Source organism: Saccharothrix coeruleofusca (assembly GCF_014648515.1).
Taxonomy (GTDB): Bacteria; Actinomycetota; Actinomycetes; order Mycobacteriales; family Pseudonocardiaceae; genus Actinosynnema; species Actinosynnema coeruleofuscum.
The window spans coordinates 299,200-313,713 of sequence record NZ_BMRG01000001.1 but is presented as its reverse complement, the minus strand read 5'-3'; the positions used below and the strand labels follow the sequence as shown (position 1 = coordinate 313,713).

Here is a 14,514-nt window from a genome sequence, read left to right as displayed (position 1 = left end):
CCGGGCTGACGCCCACCTGGCCGTCGGAGGGGTGGTGGCCGCCGCTGGTGCAGATCGACCACGTGCTGGTGGACAACCGGTGCCCGGTGGACCGGTTCGAGGTGATCGACATCGCCGGCACCGACCACCGGGCGGTGCTCGCCGAGTTCGTGGTCCCCGACGCCTGAGCGCGGGTGTCAGCCCGCGCAGGCCACGTCGAGGTCCAGGCGGCCGCCGGGCAGGTCCGAGCCCTCGGGCTGGAACCGGGCCGCCGCGGTCAGCCGGGGCGGGGCCACCTGGTAGTCGCCGGGCAGCAGGGCCGCGGCCATCTGCAGGCCGGTGTCGTCGATCTCCACCGACGAGGTGCCGCCCGCGACCAGCGCCACCACCACCTTCGTCCCGGACGAGGACTTCAGCTCCAGCCGGGTGGTGTCGCCCTTGGCCTCGCAGCGGCCGGTGACCTCCGACTCGACCACGCCCAGGCCGGTCAGCGCGAGCTTCATCCGCCCGCGCGCGTCCCCGGTGGGCAGACCCGAGCGGGCCACCGAGCCGGGGTCCACGGTCGCCGTGATCGGCGCGTCGGAGGTGACCGACGCGATGGTCGGGGGCGTGCCGGTGAACGAGGGCACCTCGCTGAACGCCGGGCTGGCCGGCGGGGGCGGCGGGCTCGGCGTGCCCGCGCCCGCCGGTCCGCCGCCGCTGCTGCAACCGCCCGCCGCGAGCCCGACCAGGCTCGCGGCGAGCAGCAGCGTCACGCGCTTGTTCATGCGGCGGGCACGGTGACGGTCCGGCAGCCCAGCGGGGTGTGCCCCGCCGAGGTGGCGAGGTCTATCCCGAGCACGCACACCTCGTGCGTGCCGGGGGTGACGGTCGCCGTGTGGTCGAAGCCGTGGTTGATGCCGTAGGCGCCGTAGCCCTGCTGGAGGTCGGGGCGGCTGATCCCGGCGAAGCCCATGTCCTGGGCGACGCCGTCGACCAGCAGGTGCGCGGGCGACTGGCTGCCGCCCAGCTCCGACTCGGCGACCCAGCCGACCACGCGGACCTTGCCCGCCGACGGGGTGACCGAGTCCAGCGAGCCGAACGGCTTCTGCGGCGCGCTCACCGAGCGGCAGCCCAGCTGCGGGTTGCCGTCGCCGTGGTGGATGTTCACGCCGTAGAGGCACACGTTGTGCGTGCCGCCGGGCATCGGGCCGGTGGCGTCGAAGCCGTGGTTCGGGCCGTAGGCGGGGTAGTGCTGGGCCACGTCCGGGCGCGGGTCGCGGACCAGGCCCATGTCGAAGCCGCCGCTGTCGATGAACAGGTGCGCGTAGGTCGGGTCGGCGGTGTCCGGGTCGATGACCCAGCCCTGCGAGCGCACCAGCATCCGCTCGTTGTCCACGGTCACCACGTCCAGCGCGCCGAACGGGTTGTGCTCGGCGGGCCGGTGCACGTAGCCGTCCGGGAACAGCGCCCGCACCGCCCCGGTGACCGAGTCCTGCGTGTACTGGTAGCTGCCGCCGCTGCCCTCCTGGCCCAGCACCACGACGATGTACCGGGAGTCGCCGCCGACCAGGCCCGAGGTGTGGATGGTGCGGGTGTTGTTGGTGCAGCACATCCAGCCCTGCTTGACGCCCAGGACGCCTTCGCGGGGCAGCCCGTCGGGCAGGCCGTGGCGCTGGTAGAAGCCGTCGGTGCCGTGCGAGGTGAACTGCCGCAGCGCGGCCACGATGTGGTCGGCCAGGAAGCCGGGCAGCCCGCCCGCCCCGTTGAGCATCCGCTGGTAGTAGACCGAGATGTCGAACGAGGTGATCTTGGTCAGGCCCCACCACGGCGCGCTGGGCGGCGGCTGGATCTCGTTGAGGCCGTAGCGGCTCTTGACCCGGTTCAGGATCGCCGGGCCGCCGTGGTTGGACCAGAACCGGCTGGCCGCGGCGTCGTCGGACGAGCTCAGCATCAGGTCGAGCTGGGTCCAGTCGTACTGGGTCATGCCGAACTCGCCGCGCCACGACCGGTAGAGCAGGTCGTCGGCGATGAACAGCTTCACCAGCGACGCCGAGCCGAAGTGCTGGTGCGCGACCTGCCCGTTGTCGCGGTACTCACCGGTGACCCGGTCCATGTAGCCGATGGCCACGGTGGTGTTGCGGTTGCTGGCGACTTGCCAGGCGGCCTGGACACGGGCCGCCATGTTCTCGTGGTGCGCGGCGGCGGGCGGCGCCAGCGCCACCGTGACAGCCGCCGTGACAACCGCCGCGACGAGCGCTGTCACGCCCGCCTTGACCCGTCTCGCGCCCAACCATCTTGCAGCCAATTCGGTCCCCCATGATCGAGTGGTAGCCGACTCACCTTACGGGGGTACACGCGCGGAAGGGCAGTCCGCGTTGCCTCAAGATCCGGAATCACCGCGAAGTGTGGCGTCGATCGCGTTCAGCGCCTCCCGCGCCCCCATCCGCAGCGCCACCCCCCGCCCGTGCCGCACCTCCGGCTCGCGCGGGTTGATCCGGATCAGGGCCCCGCCCGCGGCGCTGGCCAGCTCCGCCTGGCGGCGCACGGTGGGCACCGCCACGCCCGCGCCGATCTCGATCACCACCAGGTCGCGGCGGGCGCGCCGCCACGCGGTCAGCTCGTCCAGCCGGGCCTGGCTGCGGCCCGCCACCCACGCCCAGTCGCCGAACATGAGGATGTTGGGCCGCGCGAGCCCGCCGCAGTTGCGGCACGACGGCAGCGGCCCGACCGCGCGCATGGTCTCCGGGTCGACCGCCACCTCGACCCCGTCGGCGGACCACACGTCGTCGGTGCACGGCTCGACGCACTGCAGGTGGTGGATCGACCCGTGCACCTCGGCCACGTGCTCGAACCCGGCGCGCTGGAACTGGCCGTCCACGTTGGAGGTGAACACCCGCGCGCCCCACCGGCGCAGCACCGCGAAGCCCTCGTGCGGGGTGGTGGCGCGGTAGAGCGCGAGCCGGTGCCCGTAGAAGCCCCAGGCCAGCTCGGGGTCGTCGGCGAAGTGCACCGGGTCGGCCAGCTCCTCGAACCGCAGCCCGAGCCGGGCGTAGGGCGGGTAGGCCCGCCAGAAGCCCTCGGCGCCGCGGAAGTCCGGCAGGCCGGAGTCCACGCCCATGCCCGCGCCCGCGCACACCAGCACCGCCCCCGCGCCCGCGACCAGCTCGGCGGCGCGCTCGATCACGCCTCGGCGTCGCGCTTGGGCCGGGACTGCAGCACCACCTCGAACTCCAGCAGGTCCGAGCCGGTGCCCACGGGCTTGGCCCGCTCGCCCGAGTGCGCCTCGCGCCCGCTGCCGCCCAGCCAGTTGCGGAAGTCCTCGTCGGTCTCCCAGTGGGTCACCACGAAGTAGCGGTCCTCACCGGCGGTCGGGCGCAGCAGCTCGAAGCCGAGGAAGCCGGGGGAGGAGTCCACCGCACCCAGCCGGGCGGCGAACCGCTTCTCCAGCTCGGGGCCGGAGCCGTCGGGGACGTGGATCGCGTTGATCTTCACCACTGCCATGGCGTCCAACCTACCTGCGCAGCGGACCCGGCCACAGGTGCTCGTCCGGGGGGCGCTGGTCGCCCCGGAACCACGCGCCGAAGAAGCCGTCGAGGTCCTGCCCGGAGATCCGCTCCACGTGCGCCTCGAACTCCGGCCACGAGGCGTTGCCGTCGTGGTGCTCGGCGAGCCAGTCCTTGATCACCCGGTCGAACGACTCCTCGCCGATCTGCCTGCGCAGCGCGTGCAGGGCGAGCTGGCCCTTGTCGTAGACGCCGCGGAACTCGTTGCCCCGCCCCATGTCGTAGAGCTTGCGCGACCAGTACGCGGCGCTGTCCGCGCGGCGCTCCACCTCGGCGCGGTAGCGGGCGTCGAGGTCCGCGCCGCCCTTGGCCTCGTCCCACAGCCACTGCGCGTAGCTGGCGAAGCACTCGTTGAGGCAGATGTCGGCCCAGCTGCGCAGGCTCACCGCGTTGCCGAACCACTGGTGGGCGTTCTCGTGCACCACGGTGTCCAGGTCGGCCCACCCGGCGTAGACCGGCCGGGTCTGGGTCTCCAGCGAGAAGCCGATGTTGTCGACCAGGTAGATCCCGCCCGCCGCGTCGAACGGGTAGGGGCCGAACTCGCCCGCCAGGAACTCCAGCACCTCGGGCAGCCTGCGCTGGTGCTCGCGCCCGCCCTCGGCGCCGGGCGCGTAGGCGTCGACCACCGGGGTGCCGTCGGGCAGCGCCGAGCGCTCCACGGTCCACCGGTCGATCGCGACGGTGGCCAGGTAGGTCGCCATCGGCTCCGGGTGCGACCAGCGGAACGTGGTCCAGCCGTCGGCCCGGGTGCTGTCGCCCTCGACCCCGTTGGAGATCACCGACCAGCCGTCCGGCACGCGCGCGGCGAGCTGGAAGGTCGCCTTGTCGCGCGGGGTGTCGTTGGCCGGGAACCAGGTGGTCGCCGAGTGCGGCTCGCCCGCCGCGAACGCGCCGCCGGAGGCGGAGATCTGCCAGCCGCTGCGGCCCAGGGCGCGGTCCTCGAACAGGGTCGGCTCGCCGCCGTAGGTCACCGAGACGGTGAACTCGGCGTCGCGGGCCAGCGGGGTCGCGGGCGTGATCACCAGCTCGTGGTCGCCCTCCTGGCGGAACTGGGCGGCCTGGCCGCCGATCTCGACCTGGCTGACCACCAGCGCGTAGAGGTCCAGGTTGAACCTGGTCAGCTCGGCCGTGGCGGTCGCGGTGACGCGGGTGGTGCCGTCCAGCCGCCTGGTGGCCGGGTCGTAGCTGATCGCCACGTCGTAGCCGCGCACGTCGTAGCCGGTGTTGCCGTCCTGCGGGTAGTACGGGTCGCCCGCGCCGTCACCGCCCAGGGCGTCCACCACCGCCGGGGTGGACGCGGGGGCGGGTGCCGGAGCGGGGGGCGCGGCCGTCGGGGTGCCCTCCTCGGGCAGGCGGGCGACCACCACACCCGCCGCCACCAGCACCAGGGCGGTGATCAGCAGGACGGGGCGCGCCTTGGAGCTGATGGCCATGTCGTCATCATGCACGCATGAGCGTGGTGGAGTTCGGTGGCCGGGGACCGGGCATCCTGCTGCTGCACGGCCTGATGAGCCGGGCCAGCACGTGGTGGACGGTGGCGCGGTGGCTGAAGCCCTACGGCCGGGTGGTCGGCGTGGACGCGCGCGGGCACGGCCGCAACCCCCGGCGGGGGCCGTTCCGCACCGAGGACTTCGTGGCCGACCTGGTGGCCGTGGTGCGGCGCCTGGACCTGGCGCCCGCCGTGGTGATCGGGCACTCCATGGGCGGGCTGCACGCGCTGGCGCTGGCCGCGACGCGGCCGGAGCTGGTGCGCGCGGTGGTCGCCGAGGACGTGGTGCCGGACAACCGGGGCAAGTCCGTCGAGGACTGGCGGTGGTACTTCGACGCGTGGCCGGTGCCGTTCCAGTCGTTGGCGCACGTGCGCTCGGTGGTGGACGTGCCGCGCGTGGAGGAGCTGTTCGAGGAGCGCGCCGACGGCTACCACCTGATCGCGGACCTGGCCGACCTGTACGAGATCGCGGCCGAGTGGGGCGAGCGGTCCTACTGGGACTTCGTGGACGCCGTGCGGTGCCCGCTGCTGGTGATCGAGGCGGGCAGGCACCCGCTGGCGCCGGGGCAGATGGCGGAGATGGCGCGACGCGCGGGCGGGCGACACCTGCTGGTGCCCGAGTCCGGGCACGTGGTGCACGACGAGGCCCCGGAGGTCTACCGCGGCGCGGTGGAGGCGTTCCTGAGCGGACTGCCGCCGACGTGACCGTTTAGCGCTGACCGTTCAGCGGTGTTCCCCCGGCAGGGCGAACAGGCCGCTCGCGGTCTGCTCGACCAGGCCGTCGACCAGCAGCGAGTGCAGGCAGCGGTCGCGCTGGCCCGCGTCCGCCCACACCACGTCCAACCGGGACTTGGCCACCGGCTCGGCGGTGCCGCGCAGCACGTCCAGCAGCAGGCCGCGGACCTGGCGGTCGGTGCCCGCGAACTTCTGCGCCACCTTGACCGGGCCGTCGTAGGCGGGGCGGCCGCCGCGCTGCCAGGCGCAGGCGGCCAGCACCGGGCAGTCCGCGCACCTGGGCGTGCGCGCGGTGCAGACCAGCGCGCCCAGCTCCATCAGCGCGGCGGAGTAGACGGCGGCCCGCTGGTCCGGCAGGAGCGCTTCGACGTCGGCGAGATCCCTGGTGGTGGACGGCGGGCCCGCGTCGGCGGCCCCGTGCACGGCGCGGGCGACCACCCGCCGGACGTTGGTGTCCACCACCGGGCACCGCTTGCCGTAGGCGAAAGCGGCCACCGCGCGGGCGGTGTACGCGCCGATGCCCGGCAGCGCCAGCAGGGCGTCCACGTCGTGCGGCACCTCGTCGCCGTGCTGCTCGGCGATGGCCTGGGCGGCGGCGTGCAGGCGCAGCGCGCGCCGGGGGTAGCCGAGCTTGCCCCACGCGCGCAGCACCTCGCCCTGGGTGGCCGCCGCCATCGCGGACGGCGTCGGCCACCTCGCCAGCCACTCGCGCCACACCGGCTCGACCCGCGCGACCGGTGTCTGCTGGAGCATGATCTCGCTGACCAGCACACCCCAGGGGGTGCACTCCGGCCTGCGCCAGGGCAGGTCGCGGGCGTGGTCGGCGAACCAGTCGATGAGGACCTCGGCATCCAGGCTCATAGCGCCCCCCAGTCTCCCAGACCGGAGGGCGCCCGCCGCTACACCACCTCGGTCAGCTCGCCGGTGTGGACGTCGTAGACGAAGCCGCGCACGGTGTCCCGGTGCAGCAGGAAGGGGCTGTGCCGCACCCGGTTCATCGAGCCGCGCACGCTGTCCTTGACCTCCCGGAACGCCTCCACCGACCAGGTCGGCCGCATCCCGGAGGCCTGCTCCAGCTCGTCCTTGAAGTCGTCCTCGGTCACCAGCTCCAGGCCGCAGTTGGTGTGGTGCACCAGCAGCACCTCGCGCGTGCCCAGCTTGCGCTGGCTCAGCGCCAGCGAGCGCAGCATGTCGTCGGTGACCACGCCGCCCGCGTTGCGCAGCACGTGCGCCTCACCCTGCTTGAGCCCGAAGATCTCGAAGACCCTGATCCGGGAGTCCATGCAGGTCAGGATGGCGACCTGCATGGACGGCTTGGGAGAGGAGCGGTCGCCGGGGACGATGTTGCCCAGTTCGGCGTTGCGGCGGAGCAGTTCGTCGATAGCGGTCATGCCTGCCTCCCTCGGTTCCCCAGAATTGGAACGAGATTCCCACCACGTGGCAAGGGGAACCGGGGGCAGATCACGTCGCGTCATCCGTTCAGGGGCCGAACCAGCGCTCGTCGGCCGCCGAGCGCGGCGGCGCGGCCGTGGTGCCCCGGATCAGCTCGGTGGCCAGCGTGACGCTGCGCGGGCGGGTCCGCTCGGCCGAGTCCAGCAGCAGCTTGCCCGCCGCCCGGCCCTTCTCCAGCACCGGCTGCCGGACCGTGGTCAGCCCCGACTGCTCGGCTTCCCGGATGCCGTCGAACCCGGTGACGGTGAGGTCCTGCGGCACGCGCAGCCCCCGCCGGTCGGCCTCGGCCAGCGCGCCCAGCGCCAGGATGTCCGAGGTGCAGATGAGCGCGGTGATCCGCGGGTCGCGCTCCAGCACCTGCGCGGCGGCCGACGCGCCGGAGGCGATGGTGTGGTCGAAGCGCTCGACCACCGGCACGTCCTGCCAGTCCACGCCCGCCTCGGTGAACGCCTGCGCCAGGCCCGCCAGGCGGGAGCGCTGGACGTGGAAGCGGGCCGACTGCTGGCGCTCGTGGCTGACGTAGCCGTCGTTGCGGTCCCTGGCCAGCCGCATGCACACCACGCCGACGCGGCGGTGGCCCAGTTCGATCAGGTGCCTGGCCAGCTCGGTCATCGCGGCCCGGTCGTCGATGCCGACGCGGTCGACGTCCTCCAGGTCCGGCTGGTCGCACAGCACCGTGGGCACCGGGCGCTCCAGCACGGCCGCCAGGTGCGGGTCGTCGTCGGGCACCGAGTACACGACGAAGCCGTCCACGCCCGCGCGGTGCACGGCCGCGACGTCCTCGCGCTCGGGGTTCGCGGGCACCAGCAGCAGGCCCTGGCCCGCGTCCTCGCAGGCCAGCGCGAGGCCCTCCAGGAACCCGACCGCCGCCGGGTCGCGGAAGGCGTAGGACAGGTTCTCGGTGAGCAGCAGCCCCACCGCGCCCGCCTTGCGCGTGCGCAGTGAGCGGGCCACCGGGTCGGGGCCGGGATAACCGAGTCGTCTCGCTGTCTCCAACACCCGGCGCCGCAGCTCTGGGGAGAGCTGGTCGGGACGGTTGTACGCGTTGGACACCGTTGTCCGGGAGACACCCAGCTCAGCCGCAAGGGAAGCGAGCGTCGCCGGGCGTCGCACATGCATCGACCGCGCCATGAAGTGACCGTAACGGTTCAGAACACATTACAGAAGTGGTGGTGACCTGCGTCCCTGCGAACCGTCGTCTGCCCAGGTGAATACCGGTTACGTTCCGGTATTTTGGTTCAGACCAATGTTTTCATCCGGGCGGTGCTGTTGATTCTCGGATCACCAGCTTGGGGCGGAACACCCGCGTGTAGTTCCCGGAGGGCTTGCGACGCCGGTCCGGGTCCAACCGGTGCGCCAGCTCGTCGACCGCCGCGGCGGCCATCTCCTCGATCGGCTGGGCCACCGTGGTCAGCGCGGGGGAGCAGTAGCCCGCCAGCGGGATGTCGTCGAAACCGACCACCGACAGGTCGCCGGGCACCCGCAGCCCGCGCCGGTGCGCCTCCCGCAGCACCCCCATCGCCATGTGGTCGGAGGAGCAGATGACCGCCGTCGGCGCGACCGCGTCCAGCAGCGCCGACACCGCCGCCGCGCCGCCCTCCGGGCCGAACGGGGCGTGCGCCACGAACTCCGGCTCCGCGGGCAGGCCGTCCTCCTCCAGCGCCGCCGCCCAGCCCGCCCGCTTCAGCCGCGACGGCAGCGACCGCGCGGGCCCGGACACGAACCCCACCCGCCGGTGCCCCAGCTCCACCAGGTGCCGGGTGGCCGCGTAGCCCGCGTGCTGCTCGTCCACGGTCACGTCCGGCACGTCCAGCGACGGCGTGGCCCCGTTGAGGAACACCATCTGCACGCCGTCGGCCAGCAGCTTGGCGTAGTAGCTGGGCCGGGGCGCCTGGCCCAGCGGCACCTCCACGTTGGTGATCTCCGGGGACACGAAGACCATCCCCTCCACGCCCCTGGCCAGCAGCATCCGGACGTACTCCTCCTCGCCCATGGCCGCGCTGCCGGTGGCCCTGGTGTTGCACAGCAGCGAGGAGTAGCCCAGCCGCGCCGCGCGCACCTCCAGCGCCTCGGCGAAGGCCGGGAAGACCGGGTTGGACAGCTCCGGGACCAGCAGGCCGATCACCCCGGTCCGCTGCAGGGCGCCGAGCCCGCGAGGTGTGTAGGGCATCTCCGCCAGCACCGCCAGCACCCGCTGCCGGGTCTCCTCGTTGACCCCCGCTCGGCGGTTCAGCACGCGGCTGACCGTTGAGATGCTGACCCCGGCTGCCCTGGCTATCTCGGACAGTCCGGACACCGCGCCTCCTCGCCTCGACCGTGGGTGACGTGCAGCCTGCCGCCCGTGGCAAATTTTTGCAATTCCCGTCACTGCTACGCCTGAAGGGGGATCGCCGTTACGGCTTGGTTACGTCCCGGCCCTTGACCCGGCCCAGGTCGGCGGTATGAAATCCGCGGCAACATTTACGCAAAATCTTGCAACACCCTCATCGTGATGAGGCCAGCAGGAGGGACGACAGCAACGATGCGACGTACCACCCTCGTGACCGCCACGGCCGCCGGCATCGCGGGCGCCCTCGTCCTCACCGCGTGCGGTGGCGGCGGCTCCTCCAGCGGCAACGCCGGTGAGGTCACCTTCTGGGACACCAGCGGCCCCAACGAGAGCCCGGTGTTCAGCAAGATCGCGCAGGACTGCGCCACCCAGGGCGGCTACTCGGTCAAGACCGAGACCGTCGCCTTCGACCAGGCGCTGAACAACTACAAGACCGCCGCCCAGGGCGGCCAGGGCCCGGACGTGTTCCGCGCCGAGGTCGCCTGGGTGCCGCAGCTGGCCAAGAACGGCCTCGTGGTCGACCTCAGCGACACCGAGCTGGCCAAGGACACCTCGGACTTCCTGGAGACCCCGCTGGGCTCCACCCGGTTCGAGGGCAAGACCTACGGCGTCCCCCAGGTCACCGACTCGCTGGCGCTGTTCTACAACAAGAAGCTGCTCGCCGACGCGGGCGTCGAGCCCCCCAAGACGTGGGAGGAGCTCAAGACCGTCGCCGCCAAGCTCGGCGGCGAGAAGGCGTTCTTCGTCAACAACGACGCCTACTACGCGCTGCCGTTCATCTACGGCGCGGGCGGCGACCTGGTCGACGCCGACGCCAAGAAGATCGTGGTCAACTCCGCGGAGAACGTGAAGGCGCTGGAGACCGCCAAGGGCCTGGTCGACGCCAAGGCCGCCTCCACCGCGCTGGACCCCGGCAACTCCTACAGCAACATGCAGGCCGGGTTCTCCTCCGGCGAGATCGCCATGGTCGTCAACGGCCCGTGGTCGGTGGCCGACTACCTCAAGGGCACCGCGTTCACCGACGCGGCGAACCTGGGCATCGCCCCGGTCCCCGGTGAGACCGAGGGCGGCGGCTCGGCCCCGGTCGGCGGCCACGACTACGTCATCCGCCAGGGCACCAAGGCCAAGGACAACGCGATCAAGCTGGTCGCCTGCATGAGCAGCACCGAGTCCCAGGCGCGGATCGCCAAGGAGCTGGGCCTGCTGCCCACCCGCAAGTCCGCCTACGACAACGCCGACGTCAAGGCCAACCCCGTCGTCTCGGCCTTCGAGCCGGTGGCCACCTCGGCGCACGCCCGCGCGTGGATTCCCGAGGGCGACCAGCTGTTCGCCCCGCTGAAGATCGCCTACGCCGACGTGCTGGCGGGCAAGAAGGACGCCAAGACCGCGCTCGACGAGGTCGCCAAGTCCTACAAGGACCAGATCCTGCCCGAGTACACCACCAGCTGACGGGTTCGCCGGGGGCCGCCCGCCAGGGCGGCCCCCGGCTCGCGCAAGGGAGGCTTTCGGTGCGCAGGTTCCTGGACCGGCACTGGTACGCGTACGCGATGGTCCTGCCGGTGGTGGTGGTCATCGCGGTGCTGGTGCTCTACCCGCTCGCCCAGGGCGTGTTCTTCACCTTCACCAACATCAACGAGGCGAACATCGCCAACCCGATCCTGGACCGGCCCGCCACCTACATCTCGGTGGGCCTGCGCAACTACCTCAACGTGCTCTCCGGCGACCCCAGCTACGGGTCGTTCTGGTCCACGCTGGCGCGCACCCTGATCTGGACCTCCGCCTGCGTGCTGCTGCACTACGGGATCGGGCTCGGCCTGGCCATGCTGCTCAACCGGCCGCTGCGCGGGCGCTCGGCCTACCGGGTGCTGCTGATCCTGCCGTGGGCGGTGCCCGCGTTCATCAGCGCGTTCGCCTGGAAGTACATGTTCAACGCGCAGTACGGGATCATCAACCAGGCGCTGCGCGCGGTCGGCCTGCCCGACCCGGTGTGGCTGGGGCAGTCGGACTGGGCGCTGGTCGCGGTCATCATCGTCAACGTGTGGCTGGGCGTGCCGTTCATGATGGTGTCGCTGCTGGGCGGCCTGCAGTCCATCCCCGGCGACCTCTACGAGGCCGCGGAGGTCGACGGGGCCACCCCGTGGCAGCGGTTCCGGCACGTGACGCTGCCCGGCCTGCGCGCGGTGTCCAGCACGGTGGTGCTGCTGGGCATCATCTGGACGTTCAACATGTTCGCGGTCATCTACCTCGTCGCGGGCCAGAACCCCAACACCCGCATCCTGGTGACCTACGCCTTCGAGCGGTTCTTCTCCGGCGCCTCGCGCGACTACGCGGTCGCGTCCACCTACGGCGTGCTGATCCTGTCCGTCCTGCTCGTGTTCGCGAGCGTGTACCGGCGCGCGTTGCGCAGGCAAGGCGAGGTGTGGTGATGTCGGTCGAGGCCGCTTCGCTCCGGACCGTCCCGACCGGGCGGCGACAGGTCAAGCGCGGCAAGCGCGGCAGGGGTGCCAGCGTCGCGCTGCACGTCACGCTGGTCCTGGCGTCGCTGATCGCGGTGTTCCCGGTGTTCTGGGTGCTGGTCACGTCCTTCAAGCCGGACGCGCGGGCCGTGGAGACCACGCCCAAGCTGTTCAACGAGTCCAGTCTGGACAACTACACCCGCGTGCTGTCCGGCGAGAAGGGCGACTTCCTCGCCTGGTTCGGCAACTCGGTGCTCATCGCGCTGCTGACCACGGTGATCGCGGTGTTCCTGTCCGCCACCGCCGGTTACGCGGCCAGCCGGTTCCGCTTCCCCGGCAAGCGGTCGCTGATGCTGTCGTTCCTGCTGGTGCAGATGTTCCCGTTCGCGGTGCTGATCGTGCCGCTCTACAACATCCTGCTGACCCTGGGGCTGCAGGGCACCAGCATCGGCCTGGTGCTGGTCTACTGCACCACCGCCGTGCCGTTCTGCACCTACATGCTCAAGGGCTACTTCGACACCATCCCCGCCGACATCGACGAGGCGGGCCGGGTGGACGGGCTGTCGCCGTTCGGCGTGTTCTGGCGGCTGGTGCTGCCGCTGGCCCGGCCCGGCCTGGCGGTGACCGCGTTCTACGCCTTCCTCACCGCGTGGGGCGAGGTGGCGTTCGCGTCCGCCTTCCTGTCCGCCGCCGACGAGTCCAAGACGCTCGCGGTGGGGCTGCAGGTGTTCGTGCAGCAGAACCGGACCGAGTGGGGCCACCTGGCCGCCGCGTCGATCCTGGTCGCCATCCCGGCCATCGCGGTGTTCTACCTGGTCCAGCGCTTCCTGGTGACCGGCCTGTCCAGCGGCGCCGTCAAGGGCTGACGCCTGCAAGTACTACCCGACCCCCGCGCAACGGCCCTTTTCCACTACCCGTGCCGCGCCCGCCCGGCGCTCGCCCGGACCAGCAGGGTGCCCCGCTGGTCCGGCGCGGGCGGCGCGACGACCTCGGCGGGATCGGTGAACCGGACCGCGCCGAAGATCGAGTGGATGATGTCGAACGACGTCGTGGTGGTTGCCAGGTACTCCGCGGCGTCGGCCGTGACGAAGTCCAGCCCCGGCAGGTGGGACCAGGTCCGCCGAGTGGTGGCGGTGCGGCCGGGAGCCAGGTTGAGGCACCCGCCCCGCGTCCGCCGACACGGGTAGTAGTTGAGTGCGCTCGCACGGTGCACGGGTGGTACTTGCCGGTGCGGAAGTGGACCAATTGCGGTGTTCCCGTAAGCGCTTGCGATGCCTAGCGTGGCGGCAAAGCTTGAAGGTGAAAGGTGCGTCGCAATGGCTGAGGTCGCCTACGTCAAGGCTTCGCGGATCTTCTCCGGCAACCCGCCGGTCCGCGCGGTCGACCAGTTGTCGCTCGATGTCGCCGACGGCGAGTTCCTCGTCCTGGTCGGGCCGTCGGGCTCGGGCAAGTCGACGGCGCTGCGGATGCTCGCGGGCCTGGAGGACGTGGACGAGGGCGCGATCCAGATCGGTGGCAAGGACGTCACGAACGTGCCGCCGAAGGGCCGGGACATCGCGATGGTGTTCCAGTCCTACGCGCTGTACCCGCACATGACGGTCGCGGAGAACATGGGCTTCGCGCTGAAGCTGCGCGGGGTGAACAAGGAGGAGATCAAGCAGAAGGTCGCCGAGGCGGCCAAGATGCTCGACCTCACCAAGTACCTCGACCGCAAGCCGAAGGCGCTGTCGGGCGGTCAGCGCCAGCGCGTCGCGATGGGCCGCGCGATCGTGCGCGAGCCCAGCGTGTTCCTCATGGACGAGCCGCTGTCCAACCTGGACGCGAAGCTGCGCGTGGAGACCCGCGCCAACATCGCCGCGCTGCAGGCCCGGCTGGGCACCACCACCATCTACGTCACCCACGACCAGGTCGAGGCGATGACGATGGGTCACCGCGTGGCGGTGCTCAAGGACGGCCTGCTGCAGCAGTGCGACACCCCGCGCGCCCTGTACGACAAGCCCGCGAACGCGTTCGTGGCCGGGTTCATGGGCTCGCCCGCGATGAACCTCAAGACCGTGCCGCTGACCGCCGAGGGCGCGAAGCTGGACGGCGTCGTGGTGCCGCTGTCGCGGTCCGCGCTGGACAAGGCGGCGGCCGAGGGCCTGTCCGAGGTGACCTTCGGCGTGCGGCCGGAGTCGCTGGGCCTGGTCAGCAGCTCCGAGCAGGGCATGGACATGACCGTGGAGCTGGTGGAGGAGCTGGGCGCGGACGCGCTGGTGCACGGCTCGGTCCGGATCGGCGACGTGCCCGAGCGGTTCGTGGTCCGCGTCGACGGCCGCACTCCGCCCACCCTGGGGCAGACGGTGAAGCTGGCGGTGCGCCAGGCCGACGAGGTGCACCTGTTCCACCCGGAGACGGGTCTGCGGCTGACCGACTGACCGGTTCAGACGATCAGGGCCACCCCCGTTCGGGGGTGGCCCTGGTGTGTTCTTAGCCCGGTCGGTGGACGGTTCGGTGGCGGAGGGTTCTAAACTGAACTCGACAACGGTT

The 14,514-nt window shown here is 71.8% G+C and carries 15 protein-coding genes; 5 read left to right on the top strand and 10 right to left on the bottom strand.

Annotated features, from left to right (window positions below; genetic code table 11):
• Nucleotides 1-176: 176 nt before the first annotated feature.
• From IEZ00_RS01640 to IEZ00_RS01620, 5 genes are all read right to left on the bottom strand, one after another.
• Entirely contained in the window at nt 177-746 is a 570-nt protein-coding gene (locus IEZ00_RS01640) for a hypothetical protein (RefSeq protein ID WP_189221221.1), read from the bottom strand.
• On the bottom strand, nt 743-2,224 hold the full coding sequence (locus IEZ00_RS01635; RefSeq protein WP_189221220.1) for a serine hydrolase family protein: 1,482 nt from the start codon (nt 2,222-2,224) through the stop codon (nt 743-745). The genes IEZ00_RS01640 and IEZ00_RS01635 overlap by 4 nt, the downstream gene beginning before the upstream one ends.
• Before the next feature lie 117 nt (nt 2,225-2,341).
• Nucleotides 2,342-3,145, bottom strand: coding sequence for an SIR2 family NAD-dependent protein deacylase (locus tag IEZ00_RS01630; RefSeq protein WP_189221219.1), 804 nt, complete (start codon nt 3,143-3,145; stop codon nt 2,342-2,344).
• Nucleotides 3,142-3,462, bottom strand: a complete 321-nt coding sequence (locus tag IEZ00_RS01625) for an antibiotic biosynthesis monooxygenase family protein (RefSeq protein ID WP_189221218.1) — start codon at nt 3,460-3,462, stop codon at nt 3,142-3,144. Before IEZ00_RS01625 ends, IEZ00_RS01630 begins: the two co-directional genes overlap by 4 nt.
• A 10-nt stretch (nt 3,463-3,472) precedes the next feature.
• Entirely contained in the window at nt 3,473-4,957 is a 1,485-nt protein-coding gene (locus IEZ00_RS01620) for a M1 family metallopeptidase (RefSeq protein WP_189221217.1), read from the bottom strand.
• A 17-nt stretch (nt 4,958-4,974) separates the two neighbouring features.
• Between IEZ00_RS01620 and IEZ00_RS01615 the strand changes: the two genes are divergently transcribed.
• The gene (locus IEZ00_RS01615) at nt 4,975-5,718 is read left to right on the top strand and encodes an alpha/beta fold hydrolase (protein ID WP_189221216.1); all 744 of its coding nucleotides are present in this window, start codon (nt 4,975-4,977) and stop codon (nt 5,716-5,718) included.
• Nucleotides 5,719-5,736: 18 nt separating this feature from the next.
• Here the strand turns inward: IEZ00_RS01615 and IEZ00_RS01610 are convergent, their stop codons facing one another.
• From IEZ00_RS01610 to IEZ00_RS01595, 4 genes are all read right to left on the bottom strand, one after another.
• The gene (locus tag IEZ00_RS01610; protein WP_189221215.1) at nt 5,737-6,609 is read right to left on the bottom strand and encodes an HhH-GPD family protein; all 873 of its coding nucleotides are present in this window, start codon (nt 6,607-6,609) and stop codon (nt 5,737-5,739) included.
• A gap of 38 nt (nt 6,610-6,647) precedes the next feature.
• Nucleotides 6,648-7,139, bottom strand: coding sequence for a beta-class carbonic anhydrase (locus tag IEZ00_RS01605; protein ID WP_189221214.1), 492 nt, complete (start codon nt 7,137-7,139; stop codon nt 6,648-6,650).
• 88 nt (nt 7,140-7,227) lie between these two features.
• Nucleotides 7,228-8,331, bottom strand: a complete 1,104-nt coding sequence (locus IEZ00_RS01600; RefSeq protein WP_189221213.1) for a LacI family DNA-binding transcriptional regulator — start codon at nt 8,329-8,331, stop codon at nt 7,228-7,230.
• Nucleotides 8,332-8,452: 121 nt separating this feature from the next.
• Entirely contained in the window at nt 8,453-9,496 is a 1,044-nt protein-coding gene (locus IEZ00_RS01595; protein ID WP_189221212.1) for a LacI family DNA-binding transcriptional regulator, read from the bottom strand.
• Nucleotides 9,497-9,721: 225 nt separating this feature from the next.
• On the opposite strand from IEZ00_RS01595, the gene IEZ00_RS01590 reads away from it, so the two are divergent.
• The 3 genes from IEZ00_RS01590 (at nt 9,722) to IEZ00_RS01580 (ending at nt 12,851) form a co-directional block, all read left to right on the top strand.
• Nucleotides 9,722-10,978 carry an extracellular solute-binding protein gene (locus IEZ00_RS01590; protein WP_189221211.1) on the top strand — a complete coding sequence of 419 codons (1,257 nt, stop codon included), beginning with the start codon at nt 9,722-9,724 and terminating at the stop codon, nt 10,976-10,978.
• 98 nt (nt 10,979-11,076) lie between these two features.
• Nucleotides 11,077-11,955: a carbohydrate ABC transporter permease gene (locus tag IEZ00_RS01585; protein WP_189221724.1), complete on the top strand. Its 879-nt coding sequence runs from the start codon at nt 11,077-11,079 to the stop codon at nt 11,953-11,955.
• On the top strand, nt 11,955-12,851 hold the full coding sequence (locus IEZ00_RS01580; protein WP_189221210.1) for a sugar ABC transporter permease: 897 nt from the start codon (nt 11,955-11,957) through the stop codon (nt 12,849-12,851). Before IEZ00_RS01585 ends, IEZ00_RS01580 begins: the two co-directional genes overlap by 1 nt.
• A 44-nt stretch (nt 12,852-12,895) precedes the next feature.
• Here the strand turns inward: IEZ00_RS01580 and IEZ00_RS01575 are convergent, their stop codons facing one another.
• Nucleotides 12,896-13,198 (bottom strand): hypothetical protein, encoded by a 303-nt coding sequence (locus IEZ00_RS01575; RefSeq protein WP_189221209.1) that lies wholly within the window; start codon nt 13,196-13,198, stop codon nt 12,896-12,898.
• A gap of 103 nt (nt 13,199-13,301) precedes the next feature.
• Between IEZ00_RS01575 and IEZ00_RS01570 the strand changes: the two genes are divergently transcribed.
• Nucleotides 13,302-14,402, top strand: a complete 1,101-nt coding sequence (locus tag IEZ00_RS01570; RefSeq protein WP_189221208.1) for an ABC transporter ATP-binding protein — start codon at nt 13,302-13,304, stop codon at nt 14,400-14,402.
• The last annotated feature ends 112 nt before the right edge of the window (nt 14,403-14,514 follow it).

Bases quoted from the DNA above. Each gene is read 5' to 3' on its own strand.
- IEZ00_RS01640 (WP_189221221.1), bottom strand. From the start codon at position 746: ATGAACAAGCGCGTGACGCTGCTGCTCGCCGCGAGCCTGGTCGGGCTC.
- IEZ00_RS01625 (WP_189221218.1), bottom strand. From the start codon at position 3,462: ATGGCAGTGGTGAAGATCAACGCGATCCACGTCCCCGACGGCTCCGGC.
- IEZ00_RS01620 (WP_189221217.1), bottom strand. From the start codon at position 4,957: ATGGCCATCAGCTCCAAGGCGCGCCCCGTCCTGCTGATCACCGCCCTG.
- IEZ00_RS01615 (WP_189221216.1), top strand. From the start codon at position 4,975: ATGAGCGTGGTGGAGTTCGGTGGCCGGGGACCGGGCATCCTGCTGCTG.
- IEZ00_RS01610 (WP_189221215.1), bottom strand. From the start codon at position 6,609: ATGAGCCTGGATGCCGAGGTCCTCATCGACTGGTTCGCCGACCACGCC.
- IEZ00_RS01605 (WP_189221214.1), bottom strand. From the start codon at position 7,139: ATGACCGCTATCGACGAACTGCTCCGCCGCAACGCCGAACTGGGCAAC.
- IEZ00_RS01600 (WP_189221213.1), bottom strand. From the start codon at position 8,331: ATGGCGCGGTCGATGCATGTGCGACGCCCGGCGACGCTCGCTTCCCTT.
- IEZ00_RS01590 (WP_189221211.1), top strand. From the start codon at position 9,722: ATGCGACGTACCACCCTCGTGACCGCCACGGCCGCCGGCATCGCGGGC.
- IEZ00_RS01585 (WP_189221724.1), top strand. From the start codon at position 11,077: ATGGTCCTGCCGGTGGTGGTGGTCATCGCGGTGCTGGTGCTCTACCCG.
- IEZ00_RS01580 (WP_189221210.1), top strand. From the start codon at position 11,955: ATGTCGGTCGAGGCCGCTTCGCTCCGGACCGTCCCGACCGGGCGGCGA.
- IEZ00_RS01570 (WP_189221208.1), top strand. From the start codon at position 13,302: ATGGCTGAGGTCGCCTACGTCAAGGCTTCGCGGATCTTCTCCGGCAAC.